This window comes from Duganella radicis, assembly GCF_009720825.1.
GTDB lineage: Bacteria > Pseudomonadota > Gammaproteobacteria > Burkholderiales > Burkholderiaceae_D > Rugamonas > Rugamonas radicis.
The window spans coordinates 122,449-140,711 of record NZ_WNKY01000010.1 but is presented as its reverse complement, the minus strand read 5'-3'; the positions used below and the strand labels follow the sequence as shown (position 1 = coordinate 140,711).

Sequence of the window (18,263 nt, the reverse complement as noted above, 5' to 3'; positions counted from 1 at the left end):
GCCTTTCAAGAATACGCTGCATTATATCGACAGCATTCCGCTACAATAGCTCAACTTGGCGTACCATTATTGCATCCCAGCATCGCCTGTGTTCAAATACATTTATGACACTGACCGAACTGAAATACATTGTCGCCGTTGCAAGAGCGAAGCACTTCGGACACGCCGCCGAAGCTTGCTATGTCGCTCAACCGACGCTGTCGGTCGCCATCAAGAAACTCGAAGATGAACTGGGCGTGGTCCTGTTTGAACGGGGCGGCGCCGAAATCTCCGTCACGCCGCTGGGCGCGCAAATCGTCGCCCAGGCCGAGCGCGTGCTCGAACAAACCGCCGCCATCAAGGAACTGGCCAAGCAGAACAAGGACCCGCTGGCCGGCCCGCTGCGCCTCGGCGTGATCTACACCATCGGCCCTTACCTGCTGCCGCCGCTGGTCAAGGGCATGATAGCCAAAGTGCCGCAGATGCCCTTGATCCTGCAAGAGAACTTCACCGTCAAGCTGCTGGAGATGCTGCGTCAGGGCGAGCTGGACGCCGCCATCATGGCGCTGCCGCTGCCGGAGCACGGTATGGCCATGCAAGTGTTGTATGACGAACCGTTCGTGGTCGCCATGCCGACGGCGCACCCGTGGACCAAGCGCAAGACCATCCCGGCCGACGATCTCAAGACCGAGAACATGCTCCTGCTCGGCAACGGCCACTGCTTCCGCGACCAGGTGCTGGAAGTCTGTCCCGAAATGGCGCGCTTCTCGGCGCCCGGCAACGGCATGCAGCGCACCTTTGAAGGCTCGTCGCTGGAAACCATCCGCCACATGGTGGCGAGCGGCATCGGCCTGACCGTGCTGCCGCGCGCTTCTGTCCCGGACATGGACGCCAAGGACGGCATGCTGCAATTCCGCCCCTTCGACCAACCGTCGCCATCGCGCCGCGTGGTCATCGTGTGGCGTAAAAGCTTCACCCGCAAGGCCGCCATCGACGCCGTGTGCGAGGTGGTGGCGTCGTGCAACCTGCCCGGCATCACCACGCTCTGCGACCATCAGTGACGCGCTGGTGCAGGATTTGCGATAATCATCGCTTTCCTGTCATCCGAAATCGCCCATGAACAAGTTGCAGCTCTACTTCCGCCTGATCCGGCTGAACAAACCCATCGGCACGGTGCTGCTGCTGTGGCCCACGCTGTACGCCATGTGGCTGGCGGCCGGCGGTGTGCCGGACTGGCGTCTGCTGGTGATCTTCACGCTCGGCACCTTCCTGATGCGCTCGGCCGGCTGCGCCATCAACGATTACGCCGACCGGGATTTCGACAAGCACGTCAAGCGCACCGCGCAGCGGCCGATCACCAGCGGCCGCATCAGCGGCAAGGAAGCGGTGGCGATCGCGGCCATCCTGTCCATCGTCGCCTTCTGCCTGATCCTGCCGCTGAATGCGTTGACCAGGCAGATGTCGGTGGCGGCCCTGATCATCGCCGGCACTTACCCCTACTTCAAGCGCTTCTTCGCCATCCCGCAGGCCTACCTGGGGATCGCCTTCGGCTTCGGCATCCCGATGGCGTTTGCCGCCATCCAGAACCAGGTGCCGCCGCTGGCGTGGCTGCTGTTGATCGGGAATATCTTCTGGACTCTGGCCTACGACACCGAGTACGCCATGGTCGACCGCGACGACGATCTGAAGATCGGCATCAAGACCTCGGCCATCACCTTCGGCCGCTACGACGTCGCCATCATCATGCTGTGCTACGCGCTGCACCTGGCGATCCTGCTGGTGTGCGGATGGCAGCAAGGCCTGCGCTTCTGGTTCGTGGCCGGACTGGCGGCGGCGGCCGGCATCGCCTGCTACCACTACACCCTGATCCGCCACCGCGAGCGTGACGCCTGCTTCCGCGCCTTCAATCACAACAACTGGCTGGGCGGCGTGATCTTCCTCGGCGTGGCGCTCGACTACGCGCTGCGCTAAGCACAATTGAGCCAGCACAAAGTGGCGACATCGCCGATACTTACACTGGCTAATTTCTAACGAGGTCACCACCATGGACACCAACAACACCATCGCGGAAGCCCAAGCCGCCAGCGCCACCGTGCGCGACCGCCTGATGGACGATTTGCAGCACACCATCGACGAAGCGGAAAAGTGGCTGGAAGACAGCGCCAGCGAACACGCCGGCGTCAGCAGCGAAACCCGCGCCCGCTTCGACGACACCCTGCGCACCGCCAGGAGCGACCTGCGCAAACTGGAAGACAGCTTCCTGGCCCACAGCCGCGACGCCGCCGAGACGGTCGACGTCTTCGTGCGCGACAACCCGTGGCAAGCGGTCGGCATCGGCGCCGCCGTTGGCGTGGTGCTCGGCATGCTGCTGTCGCGCAAATAGCAGCGCCAGCATGCTATGCTCGCTGAAATCACCACAGCGAGAATGGCTGCATGCAAGCGATACAGTCCCGGATGAAATACCTGCGCAATGCGGAAACGTTTTGCGCCGTGTTTTTGCCGCTGCTGTTCTGGAACGACTGGCGCAAATCAGAGGTTGTCGCCTGGGAATTGCGCATCGCCGCCACCGCGCTGATGAGCTACATCCTGCTGCAAGGCGCGCTGTACTGGCATTTGAAGCTGCAAACCTTCACGCGGCACCGGTCCATGCCAGCCTGGTTCCCGGGGCTATATAAAGCCTTCCAGTATTCCAACGTCATTGGCATCGGCGCCGTGCTGGCCTTGATCGGCAGCCGTAGCGCCGCCGTCACCAACGAAGACCTGTGGTGGGCTGGCTGCGTGCTAACGCTCGTGGTGGCGGAACAAATCAACTACTATCACTACCAGCTGATGTACGACACCCGCGCCGCCTTCGCCTATCTGCGCCGCCACGGCCGCCTGCGCGAAGCTGCCCTCGCCCTCGACCTCAAGCGCAGCAAAAGCATCTAGTTGAAGTAATCCGCGCAAAACATACTGCTATACTCGTTTCATAAAAACCGACAATCGGGAGACAGCAGATGAACAAGGCGTTACGCGTAGTCGCACTATGTGGTTCCATCGGCGTGCTGTTAAGCGCTTGCACCAAGACCGACGGGCCGGCGCCATCGGCGGAGAAAGCCAGCGCCGACGCGGCCTTCCAGAAGAAGCTGCAAGAGCAATTGCTGGACGCCAAACCCGGCAGCGTGATCGAGATCCCGGCCGGCACGTATCACCTCAGCTCCGGCCTCACTCTGCGCGGCGACGGCGTTACCATCCGCGGCGCCGGCATGGACAAAACCATCCTTTCCTTCAAGGGACAAGTCACCGGACCCGAGGGCTTGCTGGTCTACGGCAACGGCTTCACCATCGAAAACCTCACCATCGAGGACTCCAAGGGCGATGGCCTGAAGATCAACGACGGCGACACCATCACCGTGCGCAAGGTCAAGGTGCAATGGACCGGCGGGCCGAAAGTGACCAACGGCGCCTACGGCATCTACCCGGTCAAAACCAAAAACGTGCTGATCGAGGACAGCGTGGCCATCGGCGCTTCCGACGCCGGCATCTACGTCGGCCAGTCCAACGGCGTGATCGTGCGCCGCTCGCGCGCCGAGGGCAACGTGGCCGGCATCGAGATCGAGAACACCGTCAACGCCGACGTCTACGAGAACGTCGCCACCAACAACACCGGCGGTATTTTGGTGTTCAACATGCCCAACCTGTCGCAAGCCGGGCACAGCACCCGCGTGTACAAGAACAAGGTCGAGAAAAACAATCTCGGCAACTTCGCCGCCAAGGGCACGGCGGTGGCCAGCGTGCCGGCGGGCTCCGGCATCGTCATCAACTCCAATTCCAAGGTGGAGATCTTCGATAACGACGTGATCGAGAACCAGACCGCCAACGTCATCATCTCCAGCTACCACTCCACCGGCTACTACACCGAAAAAGGCGTGGCGGCCGGCTACGATCCGTATCCCAAGGCGATCTACGTCTACGACAACCGCTTCAAGGGCGGCGGCGATTCGCCTGACGGGCTGGATCTGAAAGCGTTGAAGATCGCCATGTACGGCCTGAGCGGCCACCTGCCGGACGTGCTGTGGGATGGCTATGTCGACACCAGGCTGATGGTGAAAGGCGTGCTGCCGGCCGACCAGCGCATCTGCGTGCAAAAAGACGCCGACGTGCTCAACGCCGACGGCCCGAACAAATACAAGAACCCGAGCAAGGACGCCGCGCCATTCCGCTGCGAACTGGCCAAGCTGCCGCCTGTCACCATCGCCCAACTCGCCGCCCAGTCATGACGCCTACATTTGTCACCCGTCCGCTGCTGGCGGCGGCGTGCGCGTTCGTCCTCGCGGCGTGCACGCAAAGCCAGGCGCCGGTCAGCTTCATCGCCGAAGGCAATCCGGAAAAACTCAGCGACTGGCACTTGATGGCGGTCGCCAGCGGCAAGCTCAATCTGAACAAGGATGTGGTGCCGTACGACCTGAACACGCCGCTGTTCACGGATTACGCGCACAAGCTGCGCACGGTGTGGATGCCGAAGGGCAGCAGCGCCGCTTACAACGCCGACACCACGTTTGATTTCCCGGTCGGCACCATCATCAGCAAGACCTTCTACTATCCCAAGGGCGCGGACGGCAAAACCGTGCTGGCCAACTACGATGGTGACGGCGACCAACTCGACACCAGCAAAGTGCGCCTGATCGAAACGCGCCTGCTGGTCAGGCGCGCCGGCGGCTGGATCGCCCTGCCCTACGTGTGGAATGCCGGGCAGACCGACGCCGTGCTGTCACGCACCGGCGACCAGATCGCACTGGACGTGGTCCACCAAGACAACAGCGGCAACAAGCTGACCTACGTGGTGCCGAACGTGAACCAGTGCGCCTCCTGCCACGTGGCCGATGTGAAGTCGCGCCAGTTCCAGCCCATCGGCCCGAAAGCGCGCCATCTGAACCGCAATTACACGTATGAAGGCGTCAGCACCAACCAGCTGGAATACCTGGCGAAAGTGGGCTACCTGAGCGGCCTGCCGGCCAGCGCCGCGACAACCGCGCCGCACAACGCCAACTGGCGCGACAACACGCAAAGCATCGACGCGCGCGCCCGTGCCTACCTCGACATCAACTGCGCCCACTGCCACAACGACAAGGGCGCGGCCAACACCACCGCGCTGCACCTGCAAATGGGCGCGCCGGCCGACCTGCATCTGGGCCTGTGCAAGCCGCCGGTCGCGGCCGGCGCCGGAACGGGCGGCCGCAGCCACGACATCGCTCCCGGCCTGCCGGACGACTCCATCATGCTGTACCGCCTGAATTCCGCCGAGCCGGGCGTGATGATGCCGGAACTGGGGCGCAACTCCGTCCACCAGGAAGGCGTGGCCCTGATCCGCGCATGGATCGCAGCCATGAAACAAGGCTGCGACAGCAAGACCTAGCTAGCTTGCGGCGCCGAGCTCGTCGCCGAGCGCCTTGCCGCGCGCGGCGGCCGCCTTCATGGCGGTGATGATGGCAGCCTTGACGCCGCTGTTTTCCATGCTGGTCAGCGCGGCGTAGGTGGTGCCGCCTTTCGAGGTGACGCGCTCGCGCAGCACCGGCACAGCCTCGTTCGACTGCTCGGCCAGCTGCGTCGCGCCGGCCATGGTCGCCAGCGCCAGCTGCTTGCCTTGCTCGGCCGTCAGGCCCATTTCTTCTGCCGCCTGCTGCATCGCTTCGATGAAGTAAAACACATAGGCCGGGCCGCTGCCGGATACCGCCGTCACCGCGTCAATTTTCGATTCATCGTCCAGCCACACGGTCGGACCGACGGCGCGCAGGATATCGTCCGCCGCCTTGACCTGCGCCGCGCTGACGCCCGCGGTGGCCGCCATGCCGGTGATGCCTTTGCCGATCAGCGCCGGCGTGTTCGGCATGCAGCGCACGATGGCGCCATAGCCGCCCAGCCAGCGCGACAGATCGGCGCTGCGGATGCCGGCGGCGATCGAAATCACCAGCGGCTGCTTGCGCTGATCGATCAGCGGCAGCAGCTGCGCCGTCACTTCGCGCATGCTTTGCGGCTTCACCGCCAGCACGATCACATCGGCGGCCGACACGGCCGCGTCGGCCGCCGGCGCGGTGGCCACGCCGTACTGCAGGCGCAGGCGCGCCAGCGCGTCCACGTTGGGATCGACCACGTGGATGTTGGCGCCAGCCGTCAACTTATCCGCCAGTCCCGCGATCAAGGCGGCGGCCATATTGCCGCCGCCGATAAATGCAATTTTCATGTCTCAAGCCTTGTTGTAATTTCGTGCGCCAAAAATCGCGCTGCCGACGCGCACCATGGTTGCGCCTTCGAAGATCGCCGCCCGCATGTCGGCCGACATGCCCATCGACAGCGTATCGAGCGCCAGCCCGTCGGCCCGCAGTTGCTCGTACAAAGCGCGCAGGCGGGCGAAGGCCGCGCGCTGCTGCTCAAATTCCACGGCCGGCTCGGGGATCGCCATCAAGCCGCGCAAGGTCAGATTCGGCAACGCGGCGACCTTGTGGGCCAGCGCCGCCACCTGCTCCGGGGCGACACCGCTCTTGCTGGCCTCGCCGCTGATATTCACCTGCAAACAAATCTGCAACGGCGGCAAGCCGGCCGGCCGCTGCTCGGACAGCCGCGCCGCGATCTTCTCGCGCTCGACCGTGTGCACCCAGGCGAAGTTCTCCGCGATCGGGCGCGTCTTGTTGCTCTGGATCGGACCGATGAAATGCCACTCCAGCGCCGGCGCGCCGGCATCATTCAGTGCACGGATTTTATCCAGCCCCTCCTGCAAATAATTTTCGCCGAAGGCGCGCTGGCCGGCCGCCACGGCCTCCTGCACGGCCTCCGGGCCAAAGGTCTTGGACACGGCCAGCAACCGCACCGCGTCCGGCTGCCGGCCCGATTCTTGGGCTGAGGCAACAATTGTCGCGGTGATTGCTTGCAAGTTTTGGCGGATCGGGGACATAATCATCGAGTCAAAAGCGTTAAAACTGGCCACTCGGGCAATATTCAGCAGGGATTATAAATGGACATCTCCGAACTACTCGCATTCTCTGTCAAGAACAAGGCCTCGGACCTGCACCTGTCGGCCGGCCTGCCGCCGATGATACGGGTGCACGGCGACGTGCGCCGCATCAACCTGCCGCCGCTGGAGCACAAGGACGTGCACGGCATGATCTATGACATCATGAACGACGGCCAGCGCAAGGTGTACGAGGAAATGCTGGAGATCGACTTCTCGTTCGCGATCCCGGGGCTGGCGCGTTTCCGCGTCAACGCCTACAACCAGGAGCGCGGCGCGTCGGCGGTGTTGCGGACCATTCCATCCAAGATCCTCAGCCTGGAAGACCTGAACGCGCCCAAGATGTTTGCCGAATTTGCGCTGAAACCGCGCGGGCTGGTGCTGGTGACGGGGCCGACCGGTTCCGGCAAATCGACCACGCTGGCGGCCATGATCAACCACCTCAACGAAAACGAGTACGGCCACATCCTGACGATCGAGGACCCGATCGAGTTCGTGCATGAGTCCAAGAAATGCCTGATCAACCAGCGCGAGGTGGGGCCGCACACGCTGTCGTTCAACAACGCGCTGCGTTCGGCGCTGCGCGAAGACCCGGATGCGATCCTGGTGGGCGAGCTGCGCGACCTGGAAACCATCCGCCTGGCGCTGTCGGCGGCGGAGACCGGCCACCTGGTGTTCGGCACCCTGCACACCTCGTCGGCGGCGAAAACCATCGACCGTATTGTCGACGTGTTCCCGGCCGATGAAAAGGAAATGGTGCGCGCCATGCTGTCGGAATCGTTGCAGGCCGTGATCTCGCAGACGCTGCTGAAGACCAAGGACGGCGCCGGCCGCGTGGCGGCGCACGAAATCATGGTGGCGACGCCGGCCATCCGCAACCTGATCCGCGAAGCGAAAGTGGCGCAGATGTACTCGGCGATCCAGACCGGCAGCGGCGTGGGCATGCAGACACTGGACCAGAACCTGACCGACCTGGTCCGCCGCAACATCATCAGCAGCGCCGCCGCCCGCAGCGCCGCCAAGACGCCGGAAAACTTCCCCGGCTAAACTCCGGGGTCAGGTCCTCCATTTCGGCTAAACTCCGGGGTCAGGTCCTCCATTTCTACACGGCCTCTGCGCTAGCAGCGCTACCGCAGAGGCCGTGTAGAAATGGAGGACCTGACCCCGAATTTATGACCCCGAATTTAAGGATTGATCATGGAACGCGACCAGGCCTCCAAATTCATGTTCGACCTGCTGCGCCTGATGCTGGCGAAGAAGGGTTCGGACTTGTTCATCACCGCCGGCTTCCCGCCCGCCATCAAGATCGATGGCAAGATGACGCCGGTGTCCTCGCAGGTGCTGACCTCGGCCCACACGCTGGACCTGGCCCGCTCCATCATGAACGATAAGCAGGCCGCCAATTTCGAGCTGACCAAGGAAGCCAATTTCGCCATCAGCCCCGGCGATATCGGCCGTTTCCGCGTCTCCGCCTTTGTGCAGATGAGCTCGGTCGGCATGGTGCTGCGGACCATCACCTCGGAAATCCCGAAACTGGAAGACCTCGGCCTGCCCGAGGTGCTCAAGGAGGTGGTGATGTCCAAGCGCGGCCTGGTGATCATGGTCGGCGCCACCGGCTCCGGCAAGTCGACCACGCTGGCCGCCATGCTCGGCTACCGCAATGAAAACAGCTACGGCCACATCATCACGATTGAAGATCCGGTCGAATACGTTCACCCGCACAGGAACTGCATCGTCACCCAGCGCGAAGTGGGCGTCGATACCGACGACTGGGAAGTGGCGCTGAAAAACACTCTGCGCCAGGCGCCCGACGTGATTCAGATCGGCGAGATCCGCGACCGCGAGACCATGGACCACGCCATCGCCTTCGCCGAAACCGGCCACCTGTGCCTGGCCACGCTGCACGCCAACAGTTCCAACCAGGCGCTCGACCGCATCATCAACTTCTTCCCCGAGGAGCGCCGCCAACAGCTGCTGATGGACTTGTCGCTCAATTTGAAAGGCATGATTTCGCAGCGCCTGATTCCGAAGAAGGAATCCAAGGGCCGCGCGGTCGCCATCGAGATCATGCTGAACTCGCCGCTGATTTCCGACCTGATCTTCAAGGGCCAGGTGCACGAGATCAAGGAGCTGATGAAGAAATCCCGCGAGCTCGGCATGCAGACCTTCGACCAGTCGCTGTTCGACCTGCACGAAGCCGACCTCATCACTTACGAAGACGCCCTGCGCAACGCTGATTCCGTCAACGATCTGCGCCTGGCGATCAAGCTGGAAGGCAAGGCCGCGAAAAACCGCGACCTGTCGGCCGGCACCGAACATTTGGGGATCGTTTAATGAGCACGATTTTCGACCTTTCCGCCGACAGCCTGTCCGGCCAGCCCGTCAACCTGAGCCAGTACAAGGGCAAGGTGCTGTTGATCGTCAACACCGCCAGCAAGTGCGGCTTCACGCCGCAGTACCAGGGCCTGGAGCAGGTGTACCAGCAGTTCAAGGAGCGCGGCGTGGAAGTGCTGGGCTTCCCCTGCAATCAGTTCGGCGCGCAGGAACCGGGCAATGCCGACGAGATCGGCGCCTTCTGCGAAAAGAACTATGGCGTCAGCTTCCCGCTGTTCGCCAAAATCGATGTCAACGGCGAGCACGCCCACCCGCTGTTCCAGAAACTCAAGAAAGATGCGCCCGGCATCCTCGGCACCGAGGGCATCAAGTGGAACTTCACCAAGTTCCTGATCCGCAAGGACGGCACCGTCTACGACCGCTACGCCCCCACCACCAAGCCGGCGGAACTGATTGCGGACATTGAAAAGCTGCTGGCTGAATAAATGCCGCAACAATATGTCCATGACAATAGGAAAAATATCGAAAACGTTTTCCGAAAAAACATCATGAAGTTTAACTTTTAAGTAATAATGGGCTTTGGTTCCGATCATCTCAGTTGCCTATGTCCTTGTTAGGAAAAATAGTGGGGCCCTGGCTGCGAATGGGGATGTATTCGCGGCTGTTCCTGCCTATCTTCGTGATCATCGCGGTGGTGGTGGGAGTGCGCTATCACCTGATGCTGGCATCCGAAACCAGCTACGCCCAGGCGCGCTACCTGAAAGACGCCGGCGAACTGGCCACGCATTTGCGCAAGACCCTGCAACCGGCCCTGGCCACGCCGGATCGCGGCAGCATCGACGCCACCCTGTCCTCTGCCCTGCTGCTGAACGCCGACCTGTCGGCCGCGCGGCTCGATTACGCCGGCGGCCATCTGGAGGCGCTGCGCACCACGCGCGCGACGCCGCCTTATCCCGGCTGGTTCCCGCGCTTCAGCCATATCGAAAGCTTCAACCGCACCGTGGATATCGGCAGCGCCACGCTGGTGCTCAGCTTCGAGCCGGTGCTGCCGCTGGCGCAGGTGTGGCGCAGCGTGCACCAGCAGGCGCTGATCTCGGCGCTCAACGTCACCATCATCTACACGCTGCTGGGGATTATCATCTTCGCCAACAAGCGCATGCTGCGCCGCCTGGCCGAGGCCACCAACCGCTTCCAGAACGGCGACCATGCGGTGCGCCTGCCGGTGCGCGGCACGCTGGAGGGACGCATGCTGGCCAGTACCTTCAACAACATGGCGCAACGCGTGCAGGCGCTGGTGCACAAGCTCCAGCAAAGCCAGAATGACCTGAGCGCGCAGCTGACCCGCACCTTGCTGGCGCAACAGCAGCTGCAAGCGGAGAAGGACCGCATCGAGGTGACGCTGGCCTCCATCGGCGATGCCGTCATCACCACCGACCTGACCGGACGCATCGAAACCATCAACGACGTGGCGCAGCAACTGACCGGCTGGCACGAGTCGCGCGCGCGCGGCATGGAGCTGCATCAGGTGTTCATCCTGGCGAATAACTTCGGCCAGCACTCGCTGCTGAAATCCATGCGGGCGGTTACCGCCGGGGGCGAGGTGGTCAAGGTTGGCAACCAAAGCCTGCGCAGCCGGATGGGCCAGACCTGCACCGTTGAATACACCGCCAACGCCATCCGCACGCGCGAGGGCGAGGTGCAAGGCGCGGTGCTGGTGTTCCGCGATGTGACCGAGCGCCGCCAGCTGATGCAGCAGATTTCCTGGCAGAGCAATCACGATATTCTGACCGGACTGCCCAACCGCAGCGCGCTGGCGCAGCGCTTCGAGCAGGAAGTACAGCGCGCGCGCGAGCATGGCCACCTGCTGGCCGTGTGCCTGTTCGACCTCGATCACTTCCAGCATGTGAATCAGTCGCTGGGCCAGGTGGTGGGCGACGAGATACTCAAGCAGGCCGCCAGCCGCCTGCACGACTTCGCCGGTCAGCGTCATTACGTGGCGCGCCTGGGCGGCGATGAATTCGTGCTGCTGCTGCCCGAGCTGTACGACCGCGGCGCCATCGATCATGCCATGAGCAAGCTGCTGGCGGCGCTGGCGCGCGATTACGTGTGCGAGGGCGAGGCGGTCAGCATGTCGGCCAGCGCCGGCATCGCGGTTTATACCGGCAACGACATCAGCGCCGACAGCCTGCTGCGCCACGCCGACCAGGCGCTGTACCAGGCCAAGATCACGGGCCGCAACCGCTATCACTTCTTCGACGCGGACCTGGACGAGCAGGTGCGCACGCATTACAACCGCCGCACCGAGGTGCGGGCGGCGGTGCGCGCCAACGAACTGGCGCTGTACTACCAGCCCAAGCTGGACATGCGCAAGGGCCGCATCATCGGCATGGAGGCGCTGCTGCGCTGGGCGCATCCGCAACGCGGCATCATCGGCCCGGGCGAGTTCCTGCCGATCGTGGAGCACAGCGATGTGATCATCGATATCGGCGAATGGGTGCTGCGCGAGGCGCTGCGCCAGCTGCAATCGTGGCGCGTGTTTGACGCCAACTGGGTGATCAGCGTGAATATCGCCGCGCGCCATTTCCAGCGCCACGATTTCGTCGAGCGGCTGACGGCGATACTGGCCGAGTATCCGGACGTGCCGCCGCATATGCTGGAGCTGGAGATACTGGAATCGTCGGCGCTGAGCGACATCGCACATGTGCGCAGCATCATGCTCGATTGCCAGGCGCTGGGCATCAGCTTTGCGCTGGACGATTTCGGCACCGGCTATTCGTCCATGTCGTACCTGAAGCGGCTACCGGCCGATATGCTGAAGATCGACCAGAGCTTCGTGCGCAATATGCTGGTGGACCGTGATGACCTGCATCTGGTCAGCGCGGTGATCGGACTGGCGCGCTCGTTCGGCCTGGGCGTGATTGCGGAGGGCGTGGAGACCATCGAACACGGCGCCATGCTGATGCGCCTTGGCTGCGATCTGGCCCAGGGCTACGGCATTGCGCGGCCGATGCCGGCCGATGAGGTGTTGTCATGGGTCGCCAGTTTTGACAAGGCGGCCGTGTGGCAGGCTGCCGCCAGCCTGCCACCTATCGTCAGCCTGCACGGCGAACCGGCAGGCGGCACTTCGCAGCTGGCTTTAATTTAAGGCTTTGTCGATCAGTTCTATCCAGTGCATGACCGGCGTTTCGGTGCCCGATTGCAGATGGGCGGTGCAGCCGACGTTGGCGGAGACGATGGTTTGGGCGCCGGTGTCTTGCAGGTTGGCCAGCTTGCGGTCGCGCAGTTGCAGCGATAGTTCCGGTTGCAGCAGCGAGTAGGTGCCAGCCGAGCCGCAGCACAGATGGCTGTCCGCGCACAGCACCACGTCCACGCCCACCGCGCGCAGCACGGATTCGACCTTGCCGCGAATCTGTTGGCCGTGTTGCAGTGTGCAAGGGGGATGGAAGGCCACGCGCCCGGCGCCGCTGCGAGCCTTCTGCGCCAGTTCCGCCTCGAACTGCGGCATGATCTCGCTCAGGTCTTTGGTCAGCGCCGAGACGCGCGCCGCCTTTTCCGCATACGACGGATCGTGCGCCAGCAGGTGGCCATATTCCTTCACCGTCGCGCCGCAGCCCGACGCCGTCATGACAATCGCCTCGACCGTGCCCACGTACGGCCACCACGCGTCGATATTACGGCGCATGTCATCCAGCGCCGCTTCCTGCTCGTTCAAGTGGTGGCGCAGCGCACCGCAGCACCCTGCGCGCGGCGCGACAATCAGCTGCACACCCAGCGCATCCAGCACGCGCGCGGTGGCGGCATTGATGTTGGGCGCCATGGCCGGCTGCGCGCAGCCATCCAGCACCAGCATCTTGCGCGCATGCTCGCGCGCCGGCCACACGCCGGCATTCTGCCGCCCCGGCACCTTGTCCTGCAAGGCCGGCGACAGCAGCGGCCTGAATATCTGCCCTGTCTTCAATGCCGCGCCAAACAAAGCCTTGCGCGGCAAGCCCTCCGCCAACACCTTGCGCTTGATGCGCTCACCCAGCGGGCGCGGCACGCGTTCTTCCACCACCTTGCGGCCAATATCCACCAGCCGCCCATACTTCACGCCCGACGGACAGGTGGTTTCGCAATTGCGGCAGGTCAGGCAGCGGTCCAGGTGCGTCTGCGTTTTCGCCGTTACCTCCGCGCCTTCCAGCACCTGCTTGATCAGATAGATGCGTCCACGCGGCCCATCCAATTCATCGCCCAGCAGCTGATAGGTCGGACAGGTCGCCGTGCAAAAGCCGCAGTGCACGCAGGCGCGCAAGATGGCCTCGGCCTCCTCGCCCTCGCGGGTGTTCTTGATGAAGTCCGCCAGATTAGTTTGCATACATGCGCCCAGGATTGAAGATACCGGCCGGATCGAACGACTGCTTGAGCCGCTCATGAATTTTCGCCACCGCCGGCGCCAGCGGATGGAACACGCCAACGCCCTTGTCACCTCCACGGAACAGGGTCGCATGCCCGCCCGCGGCGGCCGCACTGCGGCGTATCGCGCCAGCGCGCCCGGCGCCATCATCCGCCAGCTTGAGCCAGCGTTGTGCACCACCCCACTCAATTAACTGCTCGCCACCCAAAATGAGCGCGCTGGCATGTGACGGCACCGACAAGCGCCACAAGCTGCCGCCATCGAAATATGTGTGCGTCTGGTCGCGCAGGGAGGCCCAGAATGTCGCAGCTTCGCCATCATCCAGCGCCTGCCCGCCCAGCTTGCGCTGCGCCGCCTCCACCGCCGCCCCGGCACCCGACAAGCGCAACGACAACACGCCCTGATGCCAGCAACTGGCCGATACCGGCAACGGCTGCCCTGCCCATTCATTCAAGCGCCGCAACGCCTCGATCTCGCTCATCTCGAAACGCAGGCTGGCCTCGCGCAGCGGCACAGGCAGCACCTTGAGCGACACTTCCAATATCAAGCCCAGCGTGCCCAGCGAACCAGCCAGCAAGCGCGACACGTCGTAGCCCGCGACGTTCTTCATCACCTGCCCGCCAAAGCGCAGAATCTCGCCGCGGCCATCCATCAGCACTGCCCCCAGCACAAAGTCGCGCACCGCGCCGGCACTGGCGCGGCGCGGGCCGGAGAGCGCGCTGGCCACCACGCCACCAATGGTCGAACCTTCATAGCGCGGCGGCTCGAACGCCAGCATTTGGTTGTGCTGCGCCAGCAAAGCCTCGATCTCCGCCAGCGGCGTGCCGCAACGCGCGGTAATCACCAGTTCCGTCGGCTCGTAAGAGATGATGCCGCTGTTGAGGCGCGTATCCAGCACGTCGCCACTCAGCGCCTGGCCATACCAGTCCTTGGTGCCGCCGCCACGTATGCGCAATGGCGTTTGCGTGCTGCGGATGCGGGCGGCGAAATCGTCGTAGACAGTCATCTTCAAAAACGCGGAAGGTTGGAAAATGGCAGTGCGCCGCCGCTGACGCGCATCTTGCCAAATTCGGCGCAGCGGTTCAGCGTGGGGATCGCCTTGTCGGGATTGAGCAATCCATGCGGATCGAAACCGCGCTTCACCGAGAAGAACGCTTCCAGCTCGGCAGGTTTGAACTGCACGCACATCGAATCGATCTTCTCGATACCGACGCCATGCTCGCCGGTGATAGTGCCACCGACTTCCACACACAGCGCCAGGATCTCCGCGCCAAACGCCTCGGCGCGGTGGAATTCGTCCGGGATATTCGCATTGAACAGGATCAGCGGATGCAGATTACCATCACCGGCATGGAATACATTCGCGCAGCGCAGGCCATACTTGACCTCCATCGCCGCGATGCCGGCCAATACTTCGCCAAGGCGCTTGCGTGGAATGGTGCCGTCCATGCAGTAGTAATCCGGCGAGATGCGGCCAGCGGCCGGGAAAGCGTTTTTGCGGCCAGACCAGAATTTCAGACGTTCCGCCTCCGACTGCGACACGGCGATGGCGATCGCACCGGCCGTATTCAACACCGCCGACATGCGGGCGATTTCCTCTTCCACTTCCTCTACCGTGCCGTCGGCTTCGCACAGCAGGATGGCGGCGGCATCGGTATCGTAGCCGGCCTTCACGAACGGCTCCACCATGCGCGAGGAAGTCTGGTCCATCATCTCCAGTCCGGCCGGAATGATGCCGGCGGCGATCAGCGCCGCCACCGCATGACAGCCCTTCACCACCTCATCGAACGACGCCATGATCACGCGCGCGGTGGCTGGCTTGGGTACTAGCTTCACCGTCACTTCGGTGACGATGCCCAGCATCCCCTCGGAGCCGATAAACACCGACAGCAGATCGAGTCCCGGCGCATCGAGCGCCTCGCTGCCCAGCTCCACCACCTCGCCATCCATGGTCACCATGCGTACACGCAGCACGTTGTGTACTGTCAGGCCGTATTTGAGGCAATGCACACCGCCCGAATTCTCGGCTACATTGCCGCCGATGGTGCAGGCGATCTGCGACGACGGGTCGGGCGCGTAGTACAAGCCATACTGCGCCGCCGCTTCCGATATCGCCAGATTGCGTACGCCCGGCTGCACCACCGCTGTACGCGAAAACGCATCCATGCGCACGATGCGATTGAGCCTCGCCGTCGACAGCACCACGCCATCGGCTATCGGCATCGCGCCACCGGAGAGGCCCGTGCCAGCGCCACGCGGCACCACCGGCACACCCAGCTCGCGGCAGACCTTGAGCACTGCCACCACCTGCTCCTCGCTATCGGGCAGCACCACAATCATCGGCAATTGGCGATAGGCCGCCAGCCCGTCGCATTCATACGGACGGGTATCCTCCAACGCCGACAACACAGCACGCGCCGGCAGCACTTGCTGCAAAGCCGCCGCCACCTGCGCCCGCCGCGCGACAAGATCAGAAACAGTGTTCATGGGTTATGCGCCTGAAAACACGGATTGGAACAATTGTAAGCACAAACGCTGATTTGTTGTATTCTTTCGGGCGCAGCTACTACAACTACTGGAACACGAGTATGGAATACAATTTCGAACAGGCTTGGCTCCTGGCGCTGGAAGAACGGTTCGGCGTGCAGGCCAGGATTGGTCAGGTGGCGCTGGATAACCTTCCACGCATGCTGATCTTTTATTTTGAGGACTTCCCGGCGCAGGACATGCTCACCGCCGTCACTTGCGGCCTGTCCAACGCCAATCACCCCAACTGGAAACAGGGCAAGCCGGAACTCAGCTTCACGCTGCATACCAAGGACACCGGCTGGGGCAGCGCCGCCGCCTACATCGCGCAGTCCTTCTTTAACGACAGCTCGTTCCATTATCAGGCCTCGTTCAAGCTGGATCAGCCGATGTCGAAGGACAGCGCCATGAACGCCTGCTTCGTCTATCGCCCGCAGTTCATGAACGAAGAGCAGATCAAATTCGAACTGCCGGACCGCACCATCTTCCTGGCCGGCCTGTTCCCGATGTACGACGAGGAAGTGCCGATGTACGAATCCAAGGGCATCCAGGATTTCTGGAACACGCCGGGCTTCGATCCCTATAACCCACGCCGCGCCAGCATCGCGCCGAAAGGCTGATCCATCATGGGCAACCGACTCTCTAAAATCGCCACCCGCACCGGCGACGGCGGCACCACCGGCCTCGGTGACGGCAGCCGCACCGACAAGGACAGCGTGCGCATCACCTCCATCGGCGAGGTGGATGAACTGAATTCGCATATCGGCCTGCTGCTGTGCGAAGACATGCCGGCCGACCTGCGCGAGGAACTGGTCACCATCCAGCACGATCTGTTCGATCTGGGCGGCGAGTTGTGCATCCCGGGCTATCAGATGATCAAGGAAGCGCATGTCGAGCGCCTGGACGAGCTGCTGGCCAAGTACAACGCCACCCTGCCGCCGCTGACGGAATTCATCCTGCCGGCCGGCTCGCGCGCGGCGGCGCAGGCGCACGTCTGCCGTACCGTGTGCCGCCGTGCCGAACGCGCCATCGTCACGCTGGGCAAGGCCGAGACCATCCACGAGCATCCGCGCCAGTATGTGAACCGCTTGTCGGATCTGTTGTTTGTGCTGTCCCGCGTGTTGAACCGCTACGCCGGCGGCAGCGACGTGCTGTGGCAGCACGAGCGCAAGCGCGGCTAGTAGTCGAATAGCAGGGTCATCCCGCGCGCCATGCTGAGGCGCGAGGCGGTGGCCGGGTAAGCGCCGGACACCAGCGCCGATTGTTCGCTGGCGGCCAGCTTGCGGTAGAAACTCACCATATCATCCGCCGCCCAGCCGGCGCGGTGCGCCAGTACCATACCTAGTTGGTCGGCCTCGGATTCCTGTAGGCTGGACAATTTCGACAGGCGGATTTGCAGCGACAAATCGCTGTCCAGCCGCGCCATCACCACCTCCAGCGGCACCGCCGGCAAACGGTTCAGCAGCATCGCTTCGGAAAAGGTTTCGCGCGCATGTTCGGCCACCACGTGCGCCACTTCGTGTGCCAGCAAGGTCGCCAGTTCGCCGTCGGTAAGCGCCAACTGGCGCACAAAAGCGCTGCCGACCAGGATCTTCCCACCGGCCATGCAGATCGCGTCAACTTCAGGATCGCTGGTGGTGTGCACTTCCCATTGCCATGCGGCGGCTTCCGGTTTCAACTCGATAGCTTCGCGTATCAGCTGGGTGCTGATGTAGCGGAGGCGCGCCAGCAGGGCGCGGTCCTCATCCAGCTTGCCGGCAGCCGCCAGCCCGACGGTGCGGTCGATATAGCGGTCTTCCATGCGGGCATCCACCTCTTCGGCGCTGAAGTTCAGTTCCTGAACACGCCCGGATTCCGGCACCTGCGCCGAAGCGGCGGCCGTCGATAGCAGCAAACTGGCGAGTAACGCTTTCACCGCGCCCCCCTGATATAAACTATTTATATCAATATAGGTCACACCTCGGCGGAGGCAAGGAAAATCAGGTGGCGGCGTAGCCCGGCAGGGCGGCAATCTTGGCAGTCAGATAATCCAGCAGCAGCCGTGCG

18 protein-coding genes are annotated in these 18,263 nt (G+C 63.2%); 12 read left to right on the top strand and 6 right to left on the bottom strand.

Annotated features, from left to right (window positions below):
* Positions 1–104 precede the first annotated feature (104 nt).
* From GM676_RS12030 to GM676_RS12005, 6 genes are all read left to right on the top strand, one after another.
* The gene (locus GM676_RS12030; RefSeq protein WP_155463805.1) at positions 105–1,040 is read left to right on the top strand and encodes a hydrogen peroxide-inducible genes activator; all 936 of its coding nucleotides are present in this window, start codon (positions 105–107) and stop codon (positions 1,038–1,040) included.
* A gap of 55 nt (positions 1,041–1,095) precedes the next feature.
* Positions 1,096–1,950: a 4-hydroxybenzoate octaprenyltransferase gene (gene ubiA, locus GM676_RS12025; protein ID WP_155463804.1), complete on the top strand. Its 855-nt coding sequence runs from the start codon at positions 1,096–1,098 to the stop codon at positions 1,948–1,950.
* Between the two features lie 73 nt (positions 1,951–2,023).
* Positions 2,024–2,362, top strand: coding sequence for an ElaB/YgaM/YqjD family protein (locus GM676_RS12020; RefSeq protein ID WP_155463803.1), 339 nt, complete (start codon positions 2,024–2,026; stop codon positions 2,360–2,362).
* Positions 2,363–2,412: 50 nt separating this feature from the next.
* Entirely contained in the window at positions 2,413–2,907 is a 495-nt protein-coding gene (locus GM676_RS12015) for a hypothetical protein (protein ID WP_155463802.1), read from the top strand.
* 68 nt (positions 2,908–2,975) lie between these two features.
* Positions 2,976–4,238, top strand: a complete 1,263-nt coding sequence (locus GM676_RS12010; protein WP_155463801.1) for a parallel beta-helix domain-containing protein — start codon at positions 2,976–2,978, stop codon at positions 4,236–4,238.
* On the top strand, positions 4,235–5,374 hold the full coding sequence (locus GM676_RS12005) for an SO2930 family diheme c-type cytochrome (protein ID WP_155463800.1): 1,140 nt from the start codon (positions 4,235–4,237) through the stop codon (positions 5,372–5,374). Before GM676_RS12010 ends, GM676_RS12005 begins: the two co-directional genes overlap by 4 nt.
* Here the strand turns inward: GM676_RS12005 and proC are convergent, their stop codons facing one another.
* On the bottom strand, positions 5,375–6,199 hold the full coding sequence (proC, locus tag GM676_RS12000; protein WP_155463799.1) for a pyrroline-5-carboxylate reductase: 825 nt from the start codon (positions 6,197–6,199) through the stop codon (positions 5,375–5,377).
* A 3-nt stretch (positions 6,200–6,202) separates the two neighbouring features.
* The gene (locus tag GM676_RS11995) at positions 6,203–6,907 is read right to left on the bottom strand and encodes a YggS family pyridoxal phosphate-dependent enzyme (RefSeq protein ID WP_155463798.1); all 705 of its coding nucleotides are present in this window, start codon (positions 6,905–6,907) and stop codon (positions 6,203–6,205) included.
* Positions 6,908–6,967: 60 nt separating this feature from the next.
* Between GM676_RS11995 and GM676_RS11990 the strand changes: the two genes are divergently transcribed.
* The 4 genes from GM676_RS11990 (at position 6,968) to GM676_RS11975 (ending at position 12,443) form a co-directional block, all read left to right on the top strand.
* The gene (locus GM676_RS11990) at positions 6,968–8,011 is read left to right on the top strand and encodes a type IV pilus twitching motility protein PilT (protein WP_155463797.1); all 1,044 of its coding nucleotides are present in this window, start codon (positions 6,968–6,970) and stop codon (positions 8,009–8,011) included.
* 150 nt (positions 8,012–8,161) lie between these two features.
* Positions 8,162–9,298 carry a PilT/PilU family type 4a pilus ATPase gene (locus tag GM676_RS11985; protein ID WP_155463796.1) on the top strand — a complete coding sequence of 379 codons (1,137 nt, stop codon included), beginning with the start codon at positions 8,162–8,164 and terminating at the stop codon, positions 9,296–9,298.
* Positions 9,298–9,783 (top strand): glutathione peroxidase, encoded by a 486-nt coding sequence (locus GM676_RS11980; RefSeq protein ID WP_155463795.1) that lies wholly within the window; start codon positions 9,298–9,300, stop codon positions 9,781–9,783. The genes GM676_RS11985 and GM676_RS11980 overlap by 1 nt, the downstream gene beginning before the upstream one ends.
* 164 nt (positions 9,784–9,947) lie before the next feature.
* Positions 9,948–12,443 carry a putative bifunctional diguanylate cyclase/phosphodiesterase gene (locus tag GM676_RS11975; RefSeq protein ID WP_229262646.1) on the top strand — a complete coding sequence of 832 codons (2,496 nt, stop codon included), beginning with the start codon at positions 9,948–9,950 and terminating at the stop codon, positions 12,441–12,443.
* On the opposite strand, the gene glcF is transcribed toward GM676_RS11975, so the two are convergent.
* The 3 genes from glcF to GM676_RS11960 are packed head-to-tail and all read right to left on the bottom strand — an operon-like array spanning position 12,435 to position 16,178.
* On the bottom strand, positions 12,435–13,652 hold the full coding sequence (gene glcF, locus GM676_RS11970; protein ID WP_155463794.1) for a glycolate oxidase subunit GlcF: 1,218 nt from the start codon (positions 13,650–13,652) through the stop codon (positions 12,435–12,437). The genes GM676_RS11975 and glcF overlap by 9 nt on opposite strands.
* Positions 13,642–14,697, bottom strand: a complete 1,056-nt coding sequence (gene glcE / locus GM676_RS11965) for a glycolate oxidase subunit GlcE (protein ID WP_155463793.1) — start codon at positions 14,695–14,697, stop codon at positions 13,642–13,644. The genes glcF and glcE overlap by 11 nt, the downstream gene beginning before the upstream one ends.
* Before the next feature lie 2 nt (positions 14,698–14,699).
* Positions 14,700–16,178 carry an FAD-linked oxidase C-terminal domain-containing protein gene (locus GM676_RS11960; protein WP_155463792.1) on the bottom strand — a complete coding sequence of 493 codons (1,479 nt, stop codon included), beginning with the start codon at positions 16,176–16,178 and terminating at the stop codon, positions 14,700–14,702.
* Between the two features lie 101 nt (positions 16,179–16,279).
* On the opposite strand from GM676_RS11960, the gene GM676_RS11955 reads away from it, so the two are divergent.
* Together GM676_RS11955 and GM676_RS11950 are read left to right on the top strand one after the other, a co-directional pair.
* A complete protein-coding gene (locus GM676_RS11955; protein ID WP_155463791.1) occupies positions 16,280–16,837 on the top strand; it encodes a suppressor of fused domain protein in 558 nt (185 codons plus the stop codon).
* 6 nt (positions 16,838–16,843) lie between these two features.
* Complete coding sequence (locus GM676_RS11950) at positions 16,844–17,398, top strand: cob(I)yrinic acid a,c-diamide adenosyltransferase (protein ID WP_155463790.1); 555 nt, start codon at positions 16,844–16,846, stop codon at positions 17,396–17,398.
* Here the strand turns inward: GM676_RS11950 and GM676_RS11945 are convergent.
* Positions 17,395–18,132: a M48 family metalloprotease gene (locus GM676_RS11945; protein ID WP_371866206.1), complete on the bottom strand. Its 738-nt coding sequence runs from the start codon at positions 18,130–18,132 to the stop codon at positions 17,395–17,397. The genes GM676_RS11950 and GM676_RS11945 overlap by 4 nt on opposite strands.
* Positions 18,133–18,263: the final 131 nt, after the last annotated feature.

Excerpts from the sequence above, each read along its gene's own strand:
- GM676_RS12030 (WP_155463805.1), top strand. The coding sequence starts at position 105 with ATGACACTGACCGAACTGAAATACATTGTCGCCGTTGCAAGAGCGAAG.
- ubiA (WP_155463804.1), top strand. The coding sequence starts at position 1,096 with ATGAACAAGTTGCAGCTCTACTTCCGCCTGATCCGGCTGAACAAACCC.
- GM676_RS12020 (WP_155463803.1), top strand. The coding sequence starts at position 2,024 with ATGGACACCAACAACACCATCGCGGAAGCCCAAGCCGCCAGCGCCACC.
- GM676_RS12015 (WP_155463802.1), top strand. The coding sequence starts at position 2,413 with ATGCAAGCGATACAGTCCCGGATGAAATACCTGCGCAATGCGGAAACG.
- GM676_RS12010 (WP_155463801.1), top strand. The coding sequence starts at position 2,976 with ATGAACAAGGCGTTACGCGTAGTCGCACTATGTGGTTCCATCGGCGTG.
- GM676_RS12005 (WP_155463800.1), top strand. The coding sequence starts at position 4,235 with ATGACGCCTACATTTGTCACCCGTCCGCTGCTGGCGGCGGCGTGCGCG.
- proC (WP_155463799.1), bottom strand. The coding sequence starts at position 6,199 with ATGAAAATTGCATTTATCGGCGGCGGCAATATGGCCGCCGCCTTGATC.
- GM676_RS11995 (WP_155463798.1), bottom strand. The coding sequence starts at position 6,907 with ATGTCCCCGATCCGCCAAAACTTGCAAGCAATCACCGCGACAATTGTT.
- GM676_RS11990 (WP_155463797.1), top strand. The coding sequence starts at position 6,968 with ATGGACATCTCCGAACTACTCGCATTCTCTGTCAAGAACAAGGCCTCG.
- GM676_RS11985 (WP_155463796.1), top strand. The coding sequence starts at position 8,162 with ATGGAACGCGACCAGGCCTCCAAATTCATGTTCGACCTGCTGCGCCTG.
- GM676_RS11980 (WP_155463795.1), top strand. The coding sequence starts at position 9,298 with ATGAGCACGATTTTCGACCTTTCCGCCGACAGCCTGTCCGGCCAGCCC.
- GM676_RS11975 (WP_229262646.1), top strand. The coding sequence starts at position 9,948 with ATGTATTCGCGGCTGTTCCTGCCTATCTTCGTGATCATCGCGGTGGTG.
- glcF (WP_155463794.1), bottom strand. The coding sequence starts at position 13,652 with ATGCAAACTAATCTGGCGGACTTCATCAAGAACACCCGCGAGGGCGAG.
- glcE (WP_155463793.1), bottom strand. The coding sequence starts at position 14,697 with ATGACTGTCTACGACGATTTCGCCGCCCGCATCCGCAGCACGCAAACG.
- GM676_RS11960 (WP_155463792.1), bottom strand. The coding sequence starts at position 16,178 with ATGAACACTGTTTCTGATCTTGTCGCGCGGCGGGCGCAGGTGGCGGCG.
- GM676_RS11955 (WP_155463791.1), top strand. The coding sequence starts at position 16,280 with ATGGAATACAATTTCGAACAGGCTTGGCTCCTGGCGCTGGAAGAACGG.
- GM676_RS11950 (WP_155463790.1), top strand. The coding sequence starts at position 16,844 with ATGGGCAACCGACTCTCTAAAATCGCCACCCGCACCGGCGACGGCGGC.